This is a genomic window from Microcoleus sp. CZ3-B2 (assembly GCF_036705055.1).
Classification (GTDB): Bacteria; Cyanobacteriota; Cyanobacteriia; order Cyanobacteriales; family Microcoleaceae; genus Microcoleus.
On sequence record NZ_JAUBTN010000077.1, the window covers coordinates 1 to 22683 of the forward strand.

17 protein-coding genes are annotated in these 22683 nt (G+C 48.5%); 8 read left to right on the plus strand and 9 right to left on the minus strand.

Annotated features, from left to right (window positions below; genetic code table 11):
• Nucleotides 1–475 precede the first annotated feature (475 nt).
• A complete protein-coding gene (locus tag QUA97_RS24880; RefSeq protein ID WP_333196784.1) occupies nt 476–5404 on the plus strand; it encodes a PAS domain-containing protein in 4929 nt (1642 codons plus the stop codon).
• Nucleotides 5405–5958: 554 nt separating this feature from the next.
• Here the strand turns inward: QUA97_RS24880 and QUA97_RS24885 are convergent.
• Nucleotides 5959–6342: a WGxxGxxG family protein gene (locus tag QUA97_RS24885; RefSeq protein ID WP_194071072.1), complete on the minus strand. Its 384-nt coding sequence runs from the start codon at nt 6340–6342 to the stop codon at nt 5959–5961.
• A gap of 324 nt (nt 6343–6666) precedes the next feature.
• Here QUA97_RS24885 and QUA97_RS24890 point away from each other — a divergent pair, with 324 nt between their 5' ends.
• Together QUA97_RS24890 and QUA97_RS24895 are read left to right on the plus strand one after the other, a co-directional pair.
• Complete coding sequence (locus QUA97_RS24890) at nt 6667–7311, plus strand: hypothetical protein (protein ID WP_194010953.1); 645 nt, start codon at nt 6667–6669, stop codon at nt 7309–7311.
• Nucleotides 7312–7331: 20 nt separating this feature from the next.
• The gene (locus tag QUA97_RS24895) at nt 7332–8081 is read left to right on the plus strand and encodes a pentapeptide repeat-containing protein (protein WP_333196789.1); all 750 of its coding nucleotides are present in this window, start codon (nt 7332–7334) and stop codon (nt 8079–8081) included.
• A gap of 53 nt (nt 8082–8134) precedes the next feature.
• On the opposite strand, the gene QUA97_RS24900 is transcribed toward QUA97_RS24895, so the two are convergent.
• Entirely contained in the window at nt 8135–8662 is a 528-nt protein-coding gene (locus QUA97_RS24900) for a hypothetical protein (RefSeq protein ID WP_194071074.1), read from the minus strand.
• Nucleotides 8663–8748: 86 nt separating this feature from the next.
• Between QUA97_RS24900 and pyrE the strand changes: the two genes are divergently transcribed.
• Nucleotides 8749–9324: an orotate phosphoribosyltransferase gene (pyrE, locus tag QUA97_RS24905; RefSeq protein WP_194071075.1), complete on the plus strand. Its 576-nt coding sequence runs from the start codon at nt 8749–8751 to the stop codon at nt 9322–9324.
• Nucleotides 9325–9500: 176 nt separating this feature from the next.
• On the plus strand, nt 9501–10787 hold the full coding sequence (dcm, locus tag QUA97_RS24910) for a DNA (cytosine-5-)-methyltransferase (RefSeq protein WP_333196792.1): 1287 nt from the start codon (nt 9501–9503) through the stop codon (nt 10785–10787).
• A gap of 343 nt (nt 10788–11130) precedes the next feature.
• Here the strand turns inward: dcm and QUA97_RS24915 are convergent, their stop codons facing one another.
• The 7 genes from QUA97_RS24915 to QUA97_RS24945 all read right to left on the minus strand — a co-directional run bounded on the left by QUA97_RS24915 (nt 11131) and on the right by QUA97_RS24945 (nt 18362).
• Entirely contained in the window at nt 11131–13941 is a 2811-nt protein-coding gene (locus QUA97_RS24915) for a PAS domain S-box protein (RefSeq protein WP_194066717.1), read from the minus strand.
• 680 nt (nt 13942–14621) lie between these two features.
• Complete coding sequence (locus QUA97_RS24920; protein WP_333196794.1) at nt 14622–15890, minus strand: RNA-guided endonuclease InsQ/TnpB family protein; 1269 nt, start codon at nt 15888–15890, stop codon at nt 14622–14624.
• Entirely contained in the window at nt 15881–16480 is a 600-nt protein-coding gene (locus QUA97_RS24925) for an IS607 family transposase (protein ID WP_333196796.1), read from the minus strand. Before QUA97_RS24925 ends, QUA97_RS24920 begins: the two co-directional genes overlap by 10 nt.
• Nucleotides 16481–16993: 513 nt before the next feature.
• Nucleotides 16994–17341 carry a hypothetical protein gene (locus QUA97_RS24930; RefSeq protein ID WP_333196798.1) on the minus strand — a complete coding sequence of 116 codons (348 nt, stop codon included), beginning with the start codon at nt 17339–17341 and terminating at the stop codon, nt 16994–16996.
• A gap of 15 nt (nt 17342–17356) precedes the next feature.
• Complete coding sequence (locus QUA97_RS24935; RefSeq protein WP_194066719.1) at nt 17357–17866, minus strand: hypothetical protein; 510 nt, start codon at nt 17864–17866, stop codon at nt 17357–17359.
• A 31-nt stretch (nt 17867–17897) separates the two neighbouring features.
• Nucleotides 17898–18122, minus strand: coding sequence for a hypothetical protein (locus tag QUA97_RS24940; protein ID WP_194066720.1), 225 nt, complete (start codon nt 18120–18122; stop codon nt 17898–17900).
• 45 nt (nt 18123–18167) lie between these two features.
• Nucleotides 18168–18362 carry a hypothetical protein gene (locus QUA97_RS24945; protein ID WP_333196802.1) on the minus strand — a complete coding sequence of 65 codons (195 nt, stop codon included), beginning with the start codon at nt 18360–18362 and terminating at the stop codon, nt 18168–18170.
• Nucleotides 18363–19150: 788 nt separating this feature from the next.
• Between QUA97_RS24945 and QUA97_RS24950 the strand changes: the two genes are divergently transcribed.
• From QUA97_RS24950 to ftsY, 3 genes are all read left to right on the plus strand, one after another.
• Complete coding sequence (locus tag QUA97_RS24950; protein WP_194066723.1) at nt 19151–19876, plus strand: DUF502 domain-containing protein; 726 nt, start codon at nt 19151–19153, stop codon at nt 19874–19876.
• Nucleotides 19877–20141: 265 nt separating this feature from the next.
• Entirely contained in the window at nt 20142–20774 is a 633-nt protein-coding gene (gene nusB / locus QUA97_RS24955; RefSeq protein ID WP_194066724.1) for a transcription antitermination factor NusB, read from the plus strand.
• A 116-nt stretch (nt 20775–20890) separates the two neighbouring features.
• Entirely contained in the window at nt 20891–22609 is a 1719-nt protein-coding gene (gene ftsY, locus QUA97_RS24960; RefSeq protein WP_333196805.1) for a signal recognition particle-docking protein FtsY, read from the plus strand.
• Nucleotides 22610–22683: the final 74 nt, after the last annotated feature.

Sequence of the window (22683 nt, forward strand, 5' to 3'; positions counted from 1 at the left end):
GAATTGGGAATTGGGAATTGGGAATTGGGAATTGGGAATTGGGAATTGGGAATTGGGAATTGGGAATTGGGAATTGGCCCGCGCAGGGCCGCGCAGGCGAAGCGAAGCCCAAAAGTTTAAATCTCCTAGCTGGTAGCTAACCCTCTCTCTTAATTACCGATTACCGATCGCTCGTGCTTACCTCATGTTACACAGAACCGCTATATCACTGTATTTTCCTTGTCCGGGACTGACTGAATTACGCGATCGAGTCAGATAGGGGAAAAAGCGCGATTCGGGAATAAAATTGTGCATAAGGCCGCAACAAGAGCAGAGGCAACCAAGGCTATAAACTAGCCTGAAAAATTAAACATAGTTCCCAAGACAGATAACAGATTATGTCTGTCGGTAGATAATAAAATGTAGCAGATAATTTAAGTGCGCTCTGATATCCGATCGCCCGCTCAGACCGAAAGACATCAAAACGACTAGATAGATGGAACCTTGGCAAACCCCACAAACTAATTTAACCGACATTTCGATCGCAAAGCTTCTGTCGCGCCGCACCCCTCGATCGCCCGATTTGCAAGCAGAAAATCGGGCGCTGCAAACCCTTGCCCGAAAACTGGCAACCTCCCCCCGCACCATGCTCCAAACACTCGCGGCGATCGCGCGAGAGTTGTGCCGCGCAGGTAGCGTCGGAGTATGCTTGCTAACAGAAAATGCCACATCAGAACAAACTTTTTATTGGGAAGCGTTAGCGGGCGCGTGGAAAGCCGCAGAACAACCAAACACACCTCGGACGCTCAATGAAGTCGGAGCCAATCTAGACTTCCAAACTCCCCAGCTTTACCTGCATCCAGAACAATACTTACAGGACTTGCTGCCGCGCCCGCTGCCGATCGCCGAAGCCTTAGTCCTGCCACTGCTAGCAGAAAATCAACCGCTGGGAGCAATCTGGATTGTCTCCCACGATGGCGGCCAGTTCGATACCGAAGACTTGCGGATCGGGCTGGTGCTAGCAGACTTTGGCGTTGCCGCCCTAAAAGTCGATCGCGCCGATCGCACCAAAGAAGCTTTGTTCGATCGCGAAGAACGCTGGCAGCTTGCGTTGCAGGGCAACAACGACGGCATTTGGGAACACGATTTACAAACAAATTGTCATGTAGCGAGCGATCGCTGTTTACAGATTTTGGAACGCCGGCCCGAAGAAGTCAAGGATCTAGCCCAATACGTGAGCTACATTCATCCCGACGACTTGGAGAGAATTCAAAGCAAGTGGCAGGAACACTTGCACTCCAAAACCTCCCATTACTGCGGAGAATACCGCATCCTCTGTCCCGACGGGCGCTACAAATGGATTTTAGTCAGAGGGCGAGCAGTTTGGGACGAGTCGGGCAATCCCGTGCGCGCCGTGGGTTCCCTGACAGATATCAACGATCGCAAACAAACAGAAACAGCCTTCCAACAAAGCGAAGAACGTTTGAGCGTTGCCATCGAAGGCTCCGGCATGGCAACCTGGGATCAAGACTTAGTAACAAATCGAGTAATTTGGTCGGCGAACCATTTCAGGATTTTCGGCACAGAACCGACATTGAGCGGCGAAACAACGCTCGCACTGTGGAAAAACTGCGTGCATCCAGACGACTTAAAGCAAGTCATGCAAGCAGTCAAAACAGCTCGGAAAACCCGCGCGCTATACTCGATCGAATACCGCATCATCCGCGCCGACACCAAAGAAATCCGCTGGTTGAGCGTGTCCGGGCGCTATTTCTACAACGCAGCAGGCTCCGCAGTGCGGTTGATCGGAGTAGTATTGGATGTTACCGATCGCAAAAAAGCCGAACTCGATTTGCAAGAAAGCCACAACCGCTTTCAACTAGCGACAAGGGCGATCGACGGCATGGTGTTTGAGTGGGATATAGCATCCAACAGCGTTTACCGTTCCGAAGGACTGTACTCCCTCGTCGGTGTCCGCCCCGAGGACGCACCGGCCACCCTAGAGTGGTGGAGAGAACGCATCCATCCCCTCGATTTGGCCCGCATCGAGGCCGAGACGGAAGCAATTTTGACTTTTGAGCGCTACGAAAGCGAGTACCGAGTCCGGCACGAAGACGGCCGCTGGATCGATGTTTGGCAGCGCGGCACCGCGATTCGCAACCAGCAAGGCGAAGTGACCAAAGTAGTCGGCTTCACCAGCGACATCACCAAGCGCAAACAAGCAGAAACAGCCCTGCGCGATCGCGAAACCCACCTGCAGTTGATACTCGACAGCGCCAAAGACTACGCCATCTTCACCCTAGACACCGGCGGACACCTTACCAGTTGGAACGCAGGCGCAGAGAGATTGCTGGGCTATTCCGAAGCAGAAATCGTCGGCCGGCACGGACGAATCATCTTCACTCCAGAAGACTCAGCAGCCAGAAAGCCGGAATTAGAAATGCACCTAGCGCTGACTGAAGGAAAAGCAGAAAACGAGCGCTGGCACCTGTGCAAAGACGGCAGCCGTTTTTGGGGCAGCGGGCTGGTGATGCCCCTGCGCGACGCAGCAGGCGACGTGCAAGGTTTCCTGAAAATCATGCAGGACAAAACCGAACGCCGGCAAATAGAAGAAGCACTGCGGCAAAGCGAAAATCGCTACCGCACTCTAGCCGATGCCGTGCCGCAGTTAATGTGGATCAACACCGCCGACGGCAGGTTAGATTTTTGCAACCAGCACTGGCTAAGCTACACGGGCATGATTCCAGAATTGCCTCTGACAGTGCCTGTGCTGGAATTATTTCATCATGAGGATTTGCCCGCAGTTGTCGCCACCCGCACTCAGGCGATTCAAGCAGGGGAATCCTACGAATTTGAATGTCGGGTACGCAGGTTTGACGGCACCTACCGCTGGCATTTGGCGCGACTTGTCCCCGTCAAAGACAGCCGGGGAAAAGTGCTGCAATGGGTCGGAATCGGCATTGATATTGACGATCGCAAACAAGCCGAAGAAAGCTTAGCAGAAAGCGACCGCCGCTTCCGCTTCCTGGCTGAATCGCTGCCCCACCTGATTTGGAATGTAGACTCCGCCGGGGCACTTCGGTTTGCCAATCAAAAATGGTCGGAATATCTGGGAATGTCCTACGAGGAAGCCGCTCAAAACAATTGGGAGTCTCTAGTGCCGCCGTTGGATTTGGCAGAATGTTTTGCCCGCTGGCAAGAATGTCAAATCACCGGAGAAGTTTATCAAGTTGAGTTCCGCCTGCGGCGGGCCTCCGACCAAATGGAACGCTGGCATTTGTCCCGCGCCGTGCCAATTCGCGACGGCCTCGACCAGATTGTCGAGTGGATCGGCACGAATACCGACATTCACGATCGCAAAAAAGCCCAACTCAACGAGCAGTTTCTCTCCGGGCTCGAACTTCGCTTGCTACAAGGCTCCAACGCCGCAGAAATGTTGTGGGAAGCTATGAGCAGTCTGGGAGAATATCTACAGGTCGATCGCTGCATCTGGTACGAAATCGATACTGCAGCGGGACTGGCAATGGTCGAGCGAGACTGGCACCAGCCGGGCTTAGCGAGTATCGCCGGCACCTATCAACTCTCAGACTTTAAGACGCCCGAATTGAAAGCTCTCTCGATGGCAGGTCAAACACTTGTCATCTCAGATATCGCTAATTACCCGGATACAGCCTCTTTGGTCGATAATTACGGTGCCCTTAGCATTCGTGCTTTAGTCGATGTTCCCTGCCTTGAGGAAGGGCGCTGGGTGGCTGTTTTGGCGGTGACATCACAGGCAGTGCGGCACTGGCAGATTGATGAAGTTTCGCTGGTGCAGGAAATGGTGGCTCGCCTCTGGACGGCGATCGGGCACGCGCGAGCCCTGCAGGACTTGCACGACAGCGAGGATCGGTTCCGCGCCCTAGCTGACAACATCGCCCAGTTGGCTTGGATGACAGATGCCACAGGATGGATTTTCTGGTACAACCAGCGCTGGTTTGACTACACCGGCACCACTCAAGAGCAAATGCAAGGCTCGGGCTGGCAGCAGGTGCACCACCCGAAACACGTCGATCGGGTTGTCGCAAAATTTAGGCGCTGCATTGAAAAAGGCGAAGCCTGGGAAGATACTTTCCCGATTCGCGCCAAAGACGGCTCCTACCGCTGGTTTCTCTCCCGCGCCGTGCCGGTGCGCCACGAGAAAGGCAATTTGCTGCGCTGGTGCGGTACCAATACCGACATTACCGATCGCCTCAATGCAGAAGAGGAACGGGAACGCCTGCTAGGCCTCGAAAAGGCCGCCAGGGAGGAAGCAGAACAGGCTAACCGCGTCAAAGACGAATTTTTGGCTGTTTTGTCCCACGAATTGCGGACTCCCTTAAACCCGATTATGGGCTGGGCTAAGCTGTTGCAATCGAACGTGCTGACACCGCAAAAGCAGCGCTACGCCCTAGAAACGATCGAGCGCAACGCCAAACTACAAACTCAGCTAATCGAAGATTTGCTCCACGTGTCGGGGATTATGCAAGGCAAAGTCAGTTTGAATATTGTACCTGTGGATTTAGCTGGGGCGATCGACAGCGCTATGGAAACTGTACGTTTGTCGGCCCAAGTCAAATCGATTCAAATCAACGCTCAATTTGCACCGAATGTCGGCAGGGTTTTGGGTGATGGGGGCAGACTTCAGCAGGTTGTGTGGAATTTGCTGTCAAATGCTGTCAAGTTCACCCCGGCGGGAGGCAAAATCGACATTGCTCTCGATCGGGTTGACACTGACGCTCAAATTAGTGTAACTGATACGGGCAAAGGCATAGAACCTGATTTTGTACCCTACGTGTTCGACTATTTCCGGCAAGCTGACAGCACGTACACGCGCAAGTTTGGCGGATTGGGTTTAGGATTGGCGATCGTCCGCCATCTCGTCGAGCTCCACGGCGGCACGGTGACATCCGACAGTGCAGGCGAAGGAAAAGGCGCGACTTTTACAGTCAAAATCCCCCTGATGCCCGTGCAACCTCCGACAATTCCTGCTGCAAGTGCGCCACCGGAGAAGTCCTTCAATTTGAGCGGTATCCGGGTGTTAGCGGTGGATGATGATGCTGATGCGCGAGATTTGGTGGTTTTTCTGTTGGAGGATTGTGGCGCAAGCGTGACGGCAGTTTCTAACGCTGCCGATGCCTTGGCTGCTTTAATTGTGTCTGTGCCGGATCTGCTGTTGAGCGATATTGGAATGGCCGACACTGACGGTTATATGTTGCTGCGGCAGGTTCGGGCTCTACCTGCGGAGCAAGGGGGACTTGTGCCGGCGATCGCCCTCACCGCTTATGCTGGAGAAATTGACTACCGGCAAGCGCTGGCTGCAGGTTTCCAGCGGCATCTTTCTAAGCCTTTAGATCCTGACAAGTTGCTGCAGGCGATGTTGGATTTGCTCGATCGTTCTGGTTGATTTTTTCCAGGTCTTTTTGTGTGTAAAAGGTCTTTGTTTAACGAACCGCGAAGACGCAAAGGGCGCGAAGGAAGAAGGGATGAAGAAAGGCAGAAGTTAATCATCTCAAGTCGGGTTCTACCGACGATGATTTTGAGCGTGCGACGGTTGTTCGAGCGCGCATGATCTCAAACAAAAAAACCTCGCAAAATGGAGGTTTTTTGATGATTTTTGATGCTAGTCCGACAAGTGATAAGCCTTTCTGTGCTCTCATAGGAGGTACTATCCGGGATAGGGCATAGGCCAAACCGGGCATAGGGCATCGGGCATCGGGCATAGGCCAAACCGGGCATCGGGCATCGGCCCGCGCAGGGCATCGGGCATCGGCCCGCGCAGGGCATCGGGCATCGGGCATTGCAACCAACAAACAACAAATAACCAATAACCAATAACCAATAACAACTGTTAACTGTTAACAGTCAACAGTCAACAGTCAACATCACCAGGAGTGCAACCGGAATTGATATTAAATATCCTATTCCTGCATGATTGTCTGCTGCAAGTCCACGGGAGCATTAACGGTAGTCGGTACGCACGGCTGGATCGCGATCGCCCGTTGTAGTTGTATAGCGGACAGTTTCTTCGCGTTTGCGGGGAATTAAACCGAACAAACCAGTTAAGCCTAGCAAGCCCAACCATCCCCAATCAAAACCGCGATCGGCATCAGCATTGTACACATCGGAGCGAGGAATGGTAGTGGTAGTGGTGGTGCTGTTAGTAGCGGGAGCTGGAGCTGTCTGAGCATCGGTGCTCGGAATAGTAGTAGTTGTGGTGGTTCTGCTGTTAGTACCGGGAGCTGGATCTGTCTGAGCCGAAGCAGGCAGATGAGTTGGCACAATGGCTAAACCAGCAGCTATAATACCTGCACCAATTGCCTTGGATAAATTAGAACGCTTCATAATTCAAATGCTCTCTGCTTAGAAAAATCTTTAACTGTCACCAATATATCGATCGGCTATTAAAGCTACATCCACCTCTAGCAGTAAACATTCCTAAATTCCAGCTATCACTATAGATTTATCTCCAATTTTTAGCAGGCACACGAAATTAAACATAGCTCGCGCAGGCACTCCGACACTAGAAATCCCCGGCCTCGTACCTCCCTCGCCGGTTTCGGCACTCCGGGACTTCCGACAACTTAATCATGTGTTGTTGACAAAAAAAGGTACACTCAGATCTTGCACAGACAACAGTTGGAACTCGATCGACGGAGATCAAAACTTTTGGGAATAGAGCTACGCAGCTACGTATTTCTAGACAACTTGCAGCCGCAGCACGCAGCATACATCGGCACAATCGCCGCTGGATTCTTGCCGCTTCCTGGGGATGCGTCGCTGTGGATAGAAATCTCACCCGGTATCGAAATTAACCGAATTACCGATGTCGCCCTCAAATCCGCCTCCGTGCGCCCCGGAGTGCAGATAGTCGAGCGCTTGTACGGCCTGCTGGAAGTACACTCTGGCCAGCAGGGAGAAACGCGGGCCGCAGGGAAAGCAATTCTAGAATTCATCGGAGTCCGCAGAGAAGAATCTATTAAACCGCGAGTAATTTCTAGCCAAATTATTCGCAACATTGACGCGCACCAAACACAATTAATCAACCGCACCCGCCGCGGACAGTTGCTGCTGGCGGGACAAACGCTTTATGTCTTAGAAGTAGAACCGGCAGCCTATGCAGCGCTGGCGGCCAATGAAGCAGAAAAAGGCGCATCGATTAATATTTTAGAGGTTCAGGCTGTCGGCAGTTTCGGGCGACTTTACCTCGGTGGCTCAGAACAAGATATTTTAGCAGGTTCCCAGGCAGCAATTGCAGCGGTGGAAAGCATATCTGGTCGGGAAAATCCAGCAATTACCGGTCGCAAGGAATAGCCATTAAAGGAGATGCAATTATGGCAAACCCACAGCATTTAGCGCTCCTGAAAAAAGGTGCAGTTAGTTGGATTGAATGGAGAAATCTCAACCCAAATATAGAACCCGATCTCAGCGAAGCTAACTTCGCCCAAGCCAATCTCAGAGGCGCGCAGCTCGGGCGGTCAAACCTTTTTAAAATAGATTTATTTAATGCTAAATTAATTGCCGCCAACTTTGCCGAATCTAACCTCAGTTTAGCAAATCTTGCGGGAGCGCAACTGCTCGAAACTAATTTGATTAAAGCCAATTTAACTGGAGCAAATCTCCGAAATGCTGACTTCATGGGAGCCGATTTGAGCGGTGCCAATCTCATTGGGGCGGATCTCAGCGCTGCTAATCTCCAGCAAACTGATTTGGGAGATGCGAATTTAATCGGTGCGGTGATGTTTCGAGTTAATGCGATCGGCGCAAACCTTAATAATGCTAATCTCAGTCAAGCTAATCTCAATCAAGCCGAATTGATTGAAGCACATTTTTACGCAGCTAATTTATCTAAAGCTAACCTCGGGGAAGCTCACTTTACTGCAGCTTATTTTTTTAGGGCAAATCTCAGTTTTGCTTTGTTGAGCGGTGCCGATTTGCGGTGGGCTAACCTCGCCAAAGCTGATTTGAGGGGAGCGAATTTGACCGGGGCCAATCTCAGAGGGGCGAACTTGGCGGGAGCTAATCTGGACAAAGCTCATTTGAATGGAACAATTATGCCTGATGGCAGTATTGTTTCAACATAGGTTCGCAGCGAGGACTCTTCGTCCTGACTGCGAACCAATGGTCTCACCAGCAATTAATTTCCTCGAACCGGCGATACTTGATAAAGTCCTCTAACGGGGCCTGGGGCTGTCTGTGAATCTTGCTGCTGCTCTCTCGGTAAAAATTGGTCTTGGAGTCCGGCGGGAGTGGCGAAACATCCGCTCGGTTGAGGTGCTAGCTGGCAAGCGGGAGGCAGCGCCATGACTGAGGAATCGAAGGGATTGACGGCATCCGGGACGCGCAAAATCGGATCGCTGGAAACTTGCCGCTGCATTACTCGTCGGTAAAGGCCGCTGATGCGGCTGGCATCGCGCTCGATTTCTTTTTCGGGAAAGGCAACTACGCCGCTGGGGGCACCGATGCCTAAATAGTCGCCCATGTAGCCTTGCAAGCTGACGTTGTGGTAAAAGTCTCCTGAAGCTTCAAAGAATTGTCGGTTGAAGTCGTCGCTAATCGGGTGAAATCGAGCTGGTTCTGCTTGAGCTGCTTTGACGGATGCGAGGGCGGCAGAGGCGACAGCGAGAATTAACGCGCGGCTAAGGGTTTTTAACTTTTGACTCATATATTTCTTCGGCTTTTAGATTAATTACGGTTCCAATATAAACTGATTATCGGCGGATTATTTGTGTTTGTTACACGGTGTAAGTTATGAATGCTGCTGATTTAAAGGTGCTGCGCGATCGACTTTTGGATTTGTTGTGCGAGTTTGCGTACCGCGAAGGGGATTTTGTGTTGTCTTCGGGGCAGCAAAGTTCTTATTATATCAACTGCAAACCGGTGACGCTGCACGCTGAAGGTGCTTTGGCTACGGGGCGCTTACTCCTCTCCATGCTGCCGACTCAGGTGCAGGCTGTGGGCGGTTTGACCTTGGGTGCTGACCCGATTGTCACTGCGGTAAGTGTGGTTTCGGCTCTGGAAGGTCGATCGATTCCGGCGCTAATTGTCCGCAAGGAGACGAAGGGACACGGGACAATGGCCTATATTGAGGGGCCACTGTTGCCCGCTGGGACTAATGTTGCGGTTTTGGAGGATGTGGTGACGACGGGCAAGTCGGCGATGCAGGCGGTGGAACGGCTGCGGGGTGCGGGTTATAAAGTCGATCGCGTGTTGTCGCTGATCGATCGAGAGCAAGGTGGAGCTCAATTATATCGCGAGCAGGGATTGGATTTTCAGGCCGTTTTTACGATCGCGGATCTTAAGGAATGGATTAGTAGCAAGAAATAATACCAATTTCATAAAGTAGCGCTAGATATTACCCCCCCAACCCCCCCCGCGAGTTCGGGGGGGCTAAGACTTCTGCCTGGTAACGAATATCCAGAGGATCTGGATCCTATGAAAGAGGGTCTAAATCCTGTTAATAATGCTGCAAGATATCCATCTAAATCAGCAATTTTTATGCTATGAAAACCATCCATTTTATCGACCTATTCTCAGGAATAGGCGGCATGAGATTAGGTTTCGAGTCAGCCGCTGATTCCTTGAATCAAAAAACAGAATGCCTCTTAAGCAGCGAAATTAATCCCGAAGCTCAATTCGTTTACCGCAAAAACTTTGCCGACACACCTTTAGGCGATATCCGACTAATTGACCAACTACCAAAACACGATATTTTATTAGCAGGATTCCCCTGTCAGTCTTTCTCCGCTGCTGGCAAAAAAGCAGGTTTTGGCGATACCAGAGGAACCTTATTTTTTGAAATAATGAGGCTGATTGATACCGCTAAACCTCAAGCATTTATTTTCGAGAACGTGCGAGGACTTGTCAGCCACGACGGCGGCAGAACCCTCGAAACAATTAAACAGGAAATTACCAGTAGAGGTTACAGCTTCGATTGCTTTTTGCTCAACAGTTCTAACTTTAGCTTACCTCAGAACCGCGTCCGAGTTTACCTAGTCGGAATTTTAAATGCTTCGCCCCAATTTGACTTAGTTTCCTACTTAGGGCCAAAAGATTCCCATTCCTGTAACCACCAACAGCTATCGTTATTTTCCCCCTTAAGTAAACCTGTCACAGTGGCAGATATTTTGGAAGACAATCCAGACCCAAAATATGATTGTTCCCCAGATTTTGTCAAGGCATTAAAACAAATTGTTAACAATGATTTAAGTCGCTTGCACGGAATGCGGTTAATTGACTATCGCGGCGGCAATTCGATTCATTCTTGGGAACTTGGTTTGCGAGGAAAATGCAGTTTAGATGAAATTGAGTTGATGAATCTTTTTATATTAAAAAGGCGAAATAAAAAATTTGGCTGTCACCAAGATGGTAAGCTTTTAAGTAAAGAGCAAATCGCTACTTTTTTTGCTCGTCCCAATCTTGATGAAATTCTGGATTTGCTGGTTGCTAAAAAGTACCTACAGCGGAAAAATGATTTGTACAAGCCTGTGTCGGGTAATTTTTCTTTTGAAGTGTATAAATTTCTCGATCCGCAGAAGATTTCTGTAACGCTTGTTGCTAGCGATGCTAATAAATTAGGTGTTTATCACAACCACAGAGTCCGCCGAATTACTCCCCGCGAGGCGGCGCGTTTACAAGGTTTTTCTGATGGTTTTGTGCTGCATCCCAAGGATGATAAGGCTTACTATCAATTAGGTAATAGTGTGAGTATTAATGTGGTCAAGGCTGTGGCGAAAGAGGTTATGCAGAATGTTTTGTCTTCTATTAAACACAAAGTTAGGGTTTTTTGAATTGTCAAGGGTGGGCAAATTATATTGAGTGGGCACTACGATTTTTTTGGGGAAAGCATATGCAAGTCCGCACTACGAACCTTTTTTGTTATGCCGATCGCACGCACATGATTTGATATAAATTCCGGTTGCACTCCTCATGATGTTAAGTGTTAACAGTCAACAGTCAACAGTCAACAGTCAACAGTCAACAGTGAATTTACTATGCCGATCGCACATGATTTGATATTGTTTCCGATATTATTCACACTCCTCTCTCCCGAAGCCCAGGGGTAAAGAGAGGTTCTTCCTGGTAACGAGAAAAATCTCAAATCTCAAATCGACTGGCGCGATCGACAATTCGTCATCGCCCAGCCAAACTTGCTACCACCGCCACTAATTCCGCAGGATCGAGAGGCTTGGACAGGTGAAGTTGAAAACCCTGCCGCAGCGCCCGCACCCGTTCCTCTACCCTACCTGTCGCCGTCAGCGCCACCGCTGGAATTTCCTTGTTCCCCGATCGCGATCGCACTTGCTGCAGCAGAGCCTCTCCATCTTCCCCCGGAATCCCCAGTTCGATCGCCAAAACATCTGGATTCAGGCAGAAAATCACCTCTAAGGCTTCCATGACCGAGGTCGCGGTCTCCACCAAGGCTCCGCAATCTTCGAGCACTGTACGGGCAAAATCCAGGGAATCCCGGTCGCGATCGATCGCCAAAACTCGCACTCCCGAAAGGTTGCTGCTCACAAAAGACTCCATCGGGTGCGATCGCGCCGGGGTTTCTCGAACCGCCAACTCCCCAAGCGCTACCACAGAAACTCCGCCGTCGCTATGAGACTGTTTAATTGGCAATCTCACCAAAAACTTCGCTCCTTGTCCCGCACCGGCCGATTCGGCTTGCACTGTTCCCCCGTGCATTTCGACAAAATGGCGCACCAGAGCCAAACCCAAACCCAATCCGTTGTAAGGTCGCGCTGTAGAGCTGTCAGCTTGGCTAAAGCGATCGAAAACATAGGGCAAAAACTCCCTCGCAATCCCTTCTCCCGTGTCGCTGACCTCAATTTCGACGCTAGGATGCGACACATTTTTACTCGCAGTTAATTGCGCTTGTCCATCAGTGCTCTCCACTTTGTGCAGCGCCACCGTTACCTGTCCGCCGTCAGGAGTAAACTTAATCGCATTTGACAGCAAATTCCACGCCACCTGCTGCAAGCGGCCGGAATCGCCAAAAATCCGCCCCGCTGTTTCGTCGAAATCCGTTACGAATTGAATATTTTTTGCCCTCCAAGCGGGGGCGAGAGCTTCGATCGCAGCCTCAACAGTCGAAATCAAATCCATCCACCGCAAATTCAAGAACAGTTTGCCGGTAATAATCTCCGACACGTCCAACAAATCCTCGATCAGAGTTGAGAGCGATCGCGTATTGCGGTCGATCGTTGAGAGAGCTCTAACCGTCGTTTTTTCGTCAAACTTGCGGTTTTGCAACAGTTGCGTCCATCCCAGCATCGCATTCAGCGGTGTCCGCAATTCGTGGGACAAAGTTCCCAGAAACTCGTCTTTCATCCGGTTGGCTCGCGCCAATTCCTCGGCTCGATCGTGCAGTGCTTTTTCTAACTCCTTGCGATCCGTCAAATCGAGAACAAAAGCCACAAATTGTTGTCGCTTTTCCCCCAACAAAATATATCCCAAAAACACAGAAATCCTGCTACCATCGGGCCGAATGTATTCCTTTTCGTAGGGAGTGCAAACGCCATTTGTTTTTGCCTCTGCAATGCTGCGATCGTCCAGCGGTAGGTGTTCCGGCGGTGTAAGGTCTTTACAGCGGAGTTCCCCGCGCTCCAACTGTTCCCGCCGGTAGCCCACTATCCGCAAAAATTCGTCGTTAGCGTCGCTGATGCCATCGTCAAGATCGCCGAAGACAATTCCTATCAAGTTAGATTCTGCCAACATTTTCAGCTTTTCTTCGCTAGCTTTGAGTGCAGATTCTGCTTGCTTGCGATCGCTCACGTCTTCGATGTAAGCCGACAAACCAGAACAGGCAGGATAAAAACGCACCTTCAACCACTTATTCAATAAAGGCACGAATTCTTCATACTCTACTGTTACCCGATCTGCTAATGCTTTGGCTGCCATTTTGTAAAATGATAATTCCACAGCATTGGGAAATAAATCCAGAAGATTTTTACCGAGGAGTTCGGCTTGTGATTTGCCTAAAAGTTCGAGAGCTTTGTGGTTGAGATAAGTGTAGTTCCAATTTAAATCGAAGGCGACAAAAGCATCGGTAATGCTTTCGAGAATGTTAGTAATTCGAGCGTTGGCCGATAGCAGGACATGAGCTGTTTCTTCTGCTTCTTTGCGAGCTGCTTGTTCGTTTTTCAAAGCGGCAGTGCGTTCTTGTTCTGCTAATTTGCGATCGCTAATATCGATGCAAGAACCGATGTAACCTGCAAAAGTGCGATCGAGTCTGTACCGGGGTACGCCCGTACCCAAAACCCAGCGGTATTCCCCGTCATAGCGCCTCATGCGACATTCGAGCCGGTACTCGCGGCGGGCCTCGAAGGCTCTGTTGCAAAGATCCCGACATTTTGGCAAGTCATCGGGGTGCAAGCTTTCCATCCAACCGCTGCCCATTTCTTCCGCCAAAGTTTTACCGGTAAAATCCAACCAAACTTTGTTAAAATAATCGCCAAGGTTGTCAGAGTCCAACATCCAAATCATCACCGGCGCAGTATCTGCCATCATCCGAAATCTCGCTTCGCTCTCGATCCGCTGCGCTTGAGCTGCTTTGCGATCGAGCCGCTCTTTCACTTCTCGCATCGCGCGATCGATCGACGGCACCAAGCGCGTCAAACTGCGTTTAAGAACGTAATCTGTAGCGCCGCTTTTCAAAGTTTCGATCGCCACTTCCTCGCCCAAGGTAGCCGACACAAAAATAAACGGCACTTCGGGACAAGTAGCGTTCGCCATGGAGAGCGCCCCTAATCCGTTAAAACCAGGCAGCATATAATCTGCCAAAATAATATCAAAACATTGTTTGTCTAGTGCCGCAGCAAAGTCTTCCCGAGTGTCTACGCACCGCAGAGAAAACTTGAGACCGCCTTCAACTAGATAAGCCTCAATCAGTTCGGCATCTAGGGCACTGTCTTCTATTAAGAGGATATTTAGCGTTTTCACAACAATTCCTTAATATCTTTTACTTAAAGTTTTAATCAAAATTCTTTGAATACTTCCATTATTCACTCAATTTCGATGGTCGCTCTAAAAAAAAAATAAAAAATTGCTCCGCTTTCTAGTTGAACCTCTGCCCCTGTTGGTTAGTTGATCCCGATTTCTCATATATAGTCCTGGACGCACTCTTTTTTGCTCGTTACCAGGAAGAGCCTGGTAATGCAGGTGCGGAGCCTCTGCCTCCTTTGTCTGGTAATGCAGGTGCGGAGGAAGAGCCTCCTTTTACCTTGGCACTTATCAAAAAATTGGATTGAAAACCCCGTCCTTTTAGGACGGCTTTAAGTTAAGATGTAGATGGTCACTGACCCGCCCGGATTTGAGATACTCCAAAATAAACAGCAAGGTTGAGAGTCCTGCCAGAGTTGCGATCAGAAATAGGGGAAGCAAGAGGGCAACGGCAAAGTCCGACCTTTGAGGCAACTACAAGTTTTTGGGCTTGTGCGAGCAAAACGAAAAGTCGCCTAGCGGGCATTGGGAGACTCTAAACGGACGTGGAGCAAAGGTCAAACTACTTCGGTAGCGCATTGCAGTGAAGCGTCAAGGAATCCTCGCTCATTTAGGACGAGGAGGTATGTCAAAGGATAGGACTGCAGGAGATGTTTAATAGCTGGTAAAAGTATAGTCATTTATTGCATGACATGGGAGGCGTTAAGTCCCTCCCCCTTCCCTTCCACTTTGAGCGGATCGACCCGCCTCGGCCCAAGTACGCAGCTCCCTATCCCATTGCGGAACGCATTTGGGATTGCTTTTCTGAGGATATTGTACGCACCGTTCACATCGGAATTAATTAGCTGACCAGTCGACGTTTTGTACAAACCCCGCTTAATCCGCCCCCCTGTAAACACAGGCTCTTTTTCGGTTTTTCCATAAACAGGAATTGGGTCTAAACCTAAAAAACTAGAGCGGGATGTGTAGGATTCTTCCTGCACAATTACTGTGATTCCCGCCAACCGAGCTTTGTACTCCAACATTTCAATTAATCGAGAGTGAGGAATACTAACAAAGTTTTGATTGTTTTTCTTCCCTAACTCGATTTCTGTTTTCCACTGCGCGTTCTTGCCAATTACTAGCGTCCCAATCTGCTTGGTGAGCAAAAGGTTAATAATTAGACGGCTAGCATGATGTAAGTAATTATCAACTTTTTGATGGCGACAGCGAGTTAAGCGCTGAATGCGGGGCGAAGTTTTGCGATTCCCTTTTAACTGGGATTGCAATCGTGCTTTCCGCTTATTGTAAAACTGGTTAATCGATTTCAATGGTCGCCCGTTAATCAACAAAGGGATAAATCCCGGTTGATTTGAAGTTAACGCCACTAAATTATCCAGTCCTAAATCAATACTAGCTACAGAATTAGCGTTGCCAAGGGTGGACTCCGGTTCATCATAAATTACCTCAATTACATAGGAATCACATTTCGGAACCAGCCTAATTTGGCAAACCTGGTGGGGATTGACTTGGGTTTTAATTAAAAGTTCTGTACCCGAAAGTTTAATGATTCCTTTCTTCAACTGTTTGCTGCTAATTGCTTGAATCGTGTAGACGAGAAGGTTTCGCCCTTTAACTTTATCTTTGTACTTCGGCAATTTTGGGCGACCCGTGAATTTTGAAGAATCAACTTTGTAAGCTTTAACGGCTTCAAAAAACGATTGCCAATTCTTGTCTAGCACCATCAAGATTTGCTGACTTACTTTAGCAGGCAAAGCCTTATATGCGACCTGAGACTTCATCAAGCCATTCATTTCGTTATAACTGACATAACCCCATCCGTAAATAAAGCTCTGACGAATGACGTAATTGGCGGCATTGTAGAGGTTTTTGGACTTGAAAGCTAGTTGGTCAATTTCGCTAAAACGAGGTTCCGTTGATTTAATGATATGCCTTTCTGCTAGCTGCATTCAGCACCTCCGTCTTTCAACTCGGCAATTATTTTTTCCGTTTTTATGCTGGCGCGTCGCTGCCCGTAGAGTCGAGCCGCAAAGCTAGTAACTATAGCCACCAAGTCTTGCATCAACTCATCTTTTCCATTTTCTGCTAAGTTAACTATTTCTAACTTAATTCCCAATCTCAGTAGTAAAACGTCTAGATAGTTTGTGCCAAATCGAGCCAAACGGTCTTTGTGTTCAACTAATAAAATGTCGTAGTCATTTTGTTGTAGCAGTGTTTCTAATTGTTTTCGGTGGTCGTTCAATCCACTGCCAATTTCTTTGACATTTCTAACAATTTGATAGCCGTTAGCAATAGCGTACTCAGTTAACCTCTCCGATTGGCGGTTGAGGTTATCCTTGTTTTCTGAAGACGAGACTCGACTGTAAATAGCGACTCGATTCTTTTTAGCTTGGTTTGATGGCGCTTGCGGCAAGTAGTCAACTATAATCAGACCGCTTTCCGTCTGTCGTGCCGGATGGGGAAGTTTATTCGCTTTCCACCACCGCCATGCGGTTGTGTAACTTATGCCTATTGCTTTGGCGTAGTCAGGTAGTTTCATTTCGACCTCCTGACTACATAGTACAATTATTGCTTACCACTGCTTATAAGTTTAATAAAGTTTTACAATACCATTTTTCTAAAGATGTGCTACGGATGAAGTCTTAGCCCCCCCTTAATAAGGGGGGGTTGGGGGGTAATATCTAGCGCTACTTTATGAAATTGGTATAAGTTATTAAATTTTCCTTCCCAAAAATATAGTCCGGGGACGCACTATTTGCCCAGAAACCGAGTTTTATCGACGAAAATACTGCATCTATAGCCTTTCTGTGCTCTGGTATGAGATACTATCCGGCATAGGGCTCCGTGGGCATAGGGCATAGGGCTTAGGGCATACCTCACTTTTTGAGAACCGCTATAGACCTTGAATCGCCATAAAAACCCGATTTCTGTGGTCTTAATGCGATCGCGAACTCCTACAGATCTATGGCACAAATCATATCATGGGCGATCGCTCTTAGAAACCGCTCCTTCAAGGCTCATTCAACCCTGATAGGAAAGCGACTTTTACAGGTTAGGCGATCGACACAATACTAGCTCGATCGTAAGGCAATCGGTTAGTCGGCAAAACCTCCAGATTAATTTCCACTGAATTCAAAGCCGGATTTTCTGCCAGCACTTTTTGCGTCAAATTCTTATTCACAATTTCCCAGAAATCCGTTTCGTTTGGATAAGCACTCAAGAAATTGTCAATAGCTTTGTAAATCGGCACAAAATCAGGATATTCACCCTGGGTAATTCCTGGTTTATACTGATACTTGACATCAATATTTAGATTATTCAAACCCTGATGTTCGATCGCATAATCAAGAATCTGGAAATCCCACCTTTCTCCTAATTTGCCATGGGCTGTCCGAGTCACAGTGCTGCTGCGCTCCTAAGGCAATTTTTCCGTCGGTAAAACATCCAAATCAACCGTCACAGACGCAATTGTCTGATTTTCTGCCAGCACTTTTTCCGTCAGGTTTTTGTTCATTATTTCCCAAAAATCTGTTTCGTTTGGGTAATTAACTAAAAAATTGTCAATGCTCTTGTAAATCGGCAAAAAATCAGGATATTTAGAGTTTTGAATCCCATCTTTGTACTTGTAATTTACATCAATATTCAGGTTGTTTAACCCTTGATGTTCGATTGGGTAATTTGCCAGTGAAAAATTCCACTTTTGACCTAATTGAGCATCCGATGGAAAGAAAGCAATTCCCACTGGACGCTCTAACTTGCTGTCGGGAGGAACAAAAATAGAATTGTTACTCAACAAAGTATTGCTCGATATTGGCAGCGGTTCGTCAGTCTTGCCACTGTAGCGCAAAACAGCACCCGCACCGTTAGCGCTGGCGCGGTTGTCAAAGCCCACAACGAACAAATTGCCGATCGGCGAAAATGCCAAACCACCTACATAATTGCTACTGGGCGAAGTATCAGTATAATTCGTAGGTAACGCAGCACCTGACTGGGTAAATTTGCGCTAAAATCGGCTTCACCTTACGAGCAACACTCCCCTGCGTTGTCACGTACAAATAGCCGTCAGGAGCAAACAGTAAACCGTTCGGCCCGTTCAATCCTCCTGCTTGCTGGTTTCCCGCAGCAAATACATCAATGAACTGTCCAGTTTTGCCGTTATATCGGAGAATTTGGTCAGTCAAAAAACTACTGACATAAAAATTTCCGTCAGGGCCAAAAGCTAAACCTTAAGGGCGAGACAGGCCGCCAGTTTCATCAGTTGCTGTATTCGGATTGTCAGCGACAAACCTGTCAATATATTCGCCAGTAACTCCGTTATACCGCAATACGGCAGATGCTGTCGGTTCTCCCGAATTCCCTGGTTTGTCACCGCTAGAAATGTAAATGTCCGCCAAATAAGTCGGGTATTTTGGTTGAAACACCCGCAATATTTCCTTGAATAGGGTTTTATTCCAACAGTTCTGTTGTCTGCCACATAAGCTATTTATTTTTGAGCTGATTTTCGCGATCGGATATGAATTTGACTATAGCAGTCTTGGACGCATCACAATCAGATTTAGGGATTTAGGGATTTAGGGATTTAGGGATTTAGGGATTGAGGGATCTATCGATATTCCGTAACAATTTAACGGACTCGCATTCCACACTACGAATCTCTTTTATTATGGTAATTCAATAGTCAAATGGTTTAATAAGTATCTAGAATTTTAGAAATAATTTGACGTAATATCTGCTACATTGGTCGATCGCACTTCTGTCAATTTCTCAAAAAAATGATTGTGCGATGGGAGGGAGCGCGATCGCAGTACAATTCCAACTGTCTTGGTTTAGCCAGCCCCATCCTCAAAATTCAACTGTTCTCCCAGCAGCCCAACAGCCTTCTAGGGGAAACGTCCCGATGGGATCGGCCTCAACTCTAAGAGCTAATTTGTTAAGTCCTAGCTAAATTGTCTTAAAATATACAAAGGAGTAAAGTGTTTCCCAAGTCACGTAGTATATTAAAGACAGGCAGTAATTTGCAAGAATTCTTGACAATATAAGTACAGCACAACCGCAGTTACCACCTCCTAACTCTTTCCATATCCAAGGGCGCGGCAAGGTGGGATAGAAGACAATAAAAATGCCGACTTTCACTAAAGCCCGTGCAGTTGCTTTACTCTCAGGTTTGTTCACGTTATTTGCAGCCAGTTACGAGGAGAGTTGACCACCAGTGCTCCAACGCATCAAACAAGACTTAAAAAACGACCTGATCGCAGGTCTGCTGGTAGTGATACCCTTAGCTACCACCATCTGGCTGACAATTACCGTCGCCAGTTGGGTCATCAATTTTCTTACCAAAATTCCCAAGCAGATCAACCCTTTTGACGGACTCAACCCGATTTGGGTCAATCTGCTGAATTTTTTAGTAGGGCTGGCTGTACCCCTGCTGAGCATTTTACTCATCGGTTTAATGGCCCGCAACATCTTCGGGAAGTGGCTGCTAGACTTTGGCGAACGCCTGTTGCAGGCAATTCCCCTAGCGGGTTCGGTTTACAAAACCCTCAAACAACTGCTGGGAACTATTCTTAACTCAAATGACAAATTTCGCCGGGTGGTGTTGATAGAGTATCCCCGGCGGGGAATCTGGACTTTGGCGTTTGTGACGGGTACGATCGACAGTAACGATATTAAGTCTCATTTGTCCGGCGAAACTCCGATCGGCATTTTCATCCCCACCACGCCAAACCCCACCACCGGATGGTACGCTATAGTCCCGGAAACCGATCTAGTGAATTTGTCAATGTCGATCGAAGATGCCTTTAAACTGATCATCTCCGGCGGCATCGTCAACCCCAGCAACTCGCTTACCGTCAGCCCCGACAACCCCCCCGGAAAAACACTCGAACCGTTAATATCCGAATCAAGATACCAGCCTGTACCAGTCGAAGAAGATTGAAACCAGGTTCAGAAAAACGTAATTTCAATCGCCCTTGTCTTCAACCCCCACAGCAGGTAGGTGCAAGTTTGACTTTCTGGCGGTTGAAACCGTCCAGTATTTTTAATAACAGATTCTATATTGTCCAAAACCAGCCCAACAACAATCATGACCGAGGGCGGGTTTTTTGCGGGTTTTTCTGCTAAAGTCCAAGGCTAGGGTCTCAACCAACACCTAGCAATCTCAACAATTCTTAAATTCCTATCCCAATTTCTATCTAAAAAATATGAAAAAATCCCGCGAAACAGCACGCGAACTCGCACTCCTCGGCATCAGCCAACTACCGTCAAATCCAGAACTCTTAGAAGCGAAGAAACTGGAAGATGTTGTCCTCGCCGCCATCCGCACCCTGACAGCAGAAGTTCAAGAATCCTTAGAAGCAGCAGCCTCGGAAGTGCAGCGGAGTAGTGACAAACTGCTTGCTAGCGAAATCCGCGCCGGCGATATACAAAGTGCTAGAGTAATGGTGCGCGAAGCTGTGGAACTTACGCAAACCGCCATCAACCGTCTCGGTTCCGCAATGGAGTTTCCAGAAATGCTCCAGCTTGCTAACCAGCAAGATGTCCGCACCTATGCTTTGCAAATCCTGACGAAAGTTAGCGCCAACCGCTCTCAAATTGACGAATTGCTCTCGGAATCCCTCGTGGATTGGCAAATAGATCGGTTGCCCAGGATCGATCGAGATATCATGAGAATTGCGATCGCCGAAATCCTCTATCTCGGCTTAGCCGAACAAGTCGGCGTCAGCGAAGCAGTCCAACTAGCAAAACGTTACAGCGGCGACGAAGGACATCGCTTCATCAACGGAGTCCTCCGCCGAGTAGTCGATAAAATTAACGCAGAAGTTGTCACTCAATAGTCAACAGCCTGCAGTCATTAGTCATCAGTCATTGGTCATTAGTGATTGGCAATCCGCAATCCGCTCTACACTAAGGACTGATGACTAATGGCTAATAACTATATTCCCAATTTCCTATGGTTTTTAATTGGTTTCGTCGCCAGTACAGCGAAAGCGGATCTTCTGAAAAAGAAACTCCCCCCCAGCCAACCCAAGATGAGTCGGCAACTTCGGCACCCGCCGGGTCTCCAACAGATGCAGCAACCGACCAAAGTTCACCCGCGGCAGCCGAAGATTATCTCAATTGGGCGAAAGCTGCTTACAAAAATATTCAAAAACAGCAAAAACCTGAAACAGAAGTAGCCGAGACAGAAGTTGCCGAAGTTGCAGAAGTTGCAGAAGTTGCCGAAGTTGCAGAAGTTGCAGAAGTTGCCGAAGTTGAACCAGCAGAAACTGTTGCAGAAGTTCCAGAAGTTGCACCAGAAGCGATTGTTGAAGCAACCGATGCAGCACAAAATGCAGGATTTGCCGACACAGATCCACAAATCGCTGGGGCGATCGACCTTGCACCCGTTGCTCCACAATTAGAAGTTACAGCAGAAAATATAGAAATTGCCCAACCTGCAACTGCAACCTCAGTTGTAGAAGAAACCGAGTCGATCGCATCTGAGGCGCCAGCCGACGAATCTCTGCCGTTTTGGGCCAGAGCTCAAGCCGATCGCATGGATCGCATCGAACGCCTCAAAGAAACCGCCATTGAAGAACCAGAAGTAATTGCAGCCTCCGCCGAAAGAGCCGCAATTATCGAAGAAATTCCCGGTTTCGACTTTGACGAAGGCTTTTTATGGTCATCAGAAATCCTCGCCAGTCAAGGCCGCCGGCCAGATCAAGTATCCGTCGAAGAAATCAGTTGGCTGCAAAAACTGCGGAAAGGCTTAGAAAGAACCCGCCGCAGCTTAATTAATCGACTAAAGGCGATCGTCGGTCAAGGCCCGCTCAACCAAGACGCAGTAGCCGAAATTGAGACTTTGCTCCTACAAGCCGATGTCGGAGTCGCAGCCACCGACATCATTATCAGCCGTCTGCAAGAAAGACTCAAACAAGAAGCTTTACCGCCAGAACAAGCTCTAGCCTTCCTCAAAACCATCCTGCGCGACATTCTAGACGCTCCGACAGCCGAAACCGCCGCCGGCAATCCCGCCTACAGCCTGACTTTTGCCCCAGAAAAAGACACCTTTAACATCTGGTTAATTGTCGGAGTCAACGGTGCGGGTAAAACTACAACGATCGGCAAACTCGCCCACATCGCCCAAAAATCCGGCTACAACACCCTAATAGCCGCCGCCGACACCTTCCGCGCCGCCGCCGTAGAACAAGTCAAAGTTTGGGGAGCCCGCAGCGGTGTCGAAATTATTGCCAACCCAGGCAAAAATACCGATCCCGCAGCAGTCGTGTTTGATGCGATCGCCGCCGCCAACGCCAGAAACACAGAACTGCTGATCGTAGACACCGCAGGCCGCCTGCAAAACAAAAAAAATCTCATGGACGAACTCAGTAAAATCCGTCGCATAGTAGATAAAAAAGCCCCCGGCGCTACCGTAGAATCTCTACTGGTCTTGGATGCCACATTAGGTCAAAATGGTTTGCGACAGGCAGAAGTATTCGCAGAATCTGCAAAATTAAGCGGAGTAGTATTGACAAAACTCGACGGTTCTGCTAAAGGTGGTGTTGCCCTAGCAGTAGTGCAGCAGCTCGGTCTGCCCATCCGCTTTATTGGAGTCGGGGAAAGCATCGAAGATTTGCGGCCGTTTTCTAGTTACGAATTTGTCGAAGCCCTACTGGATTTTAGATTTTAGATTTTAGATTGATGAGGTATCTGCCGCGGGCCCGATTTTTGGAGGCCCGGACAGAACTTCAAAGTCTCAAATTC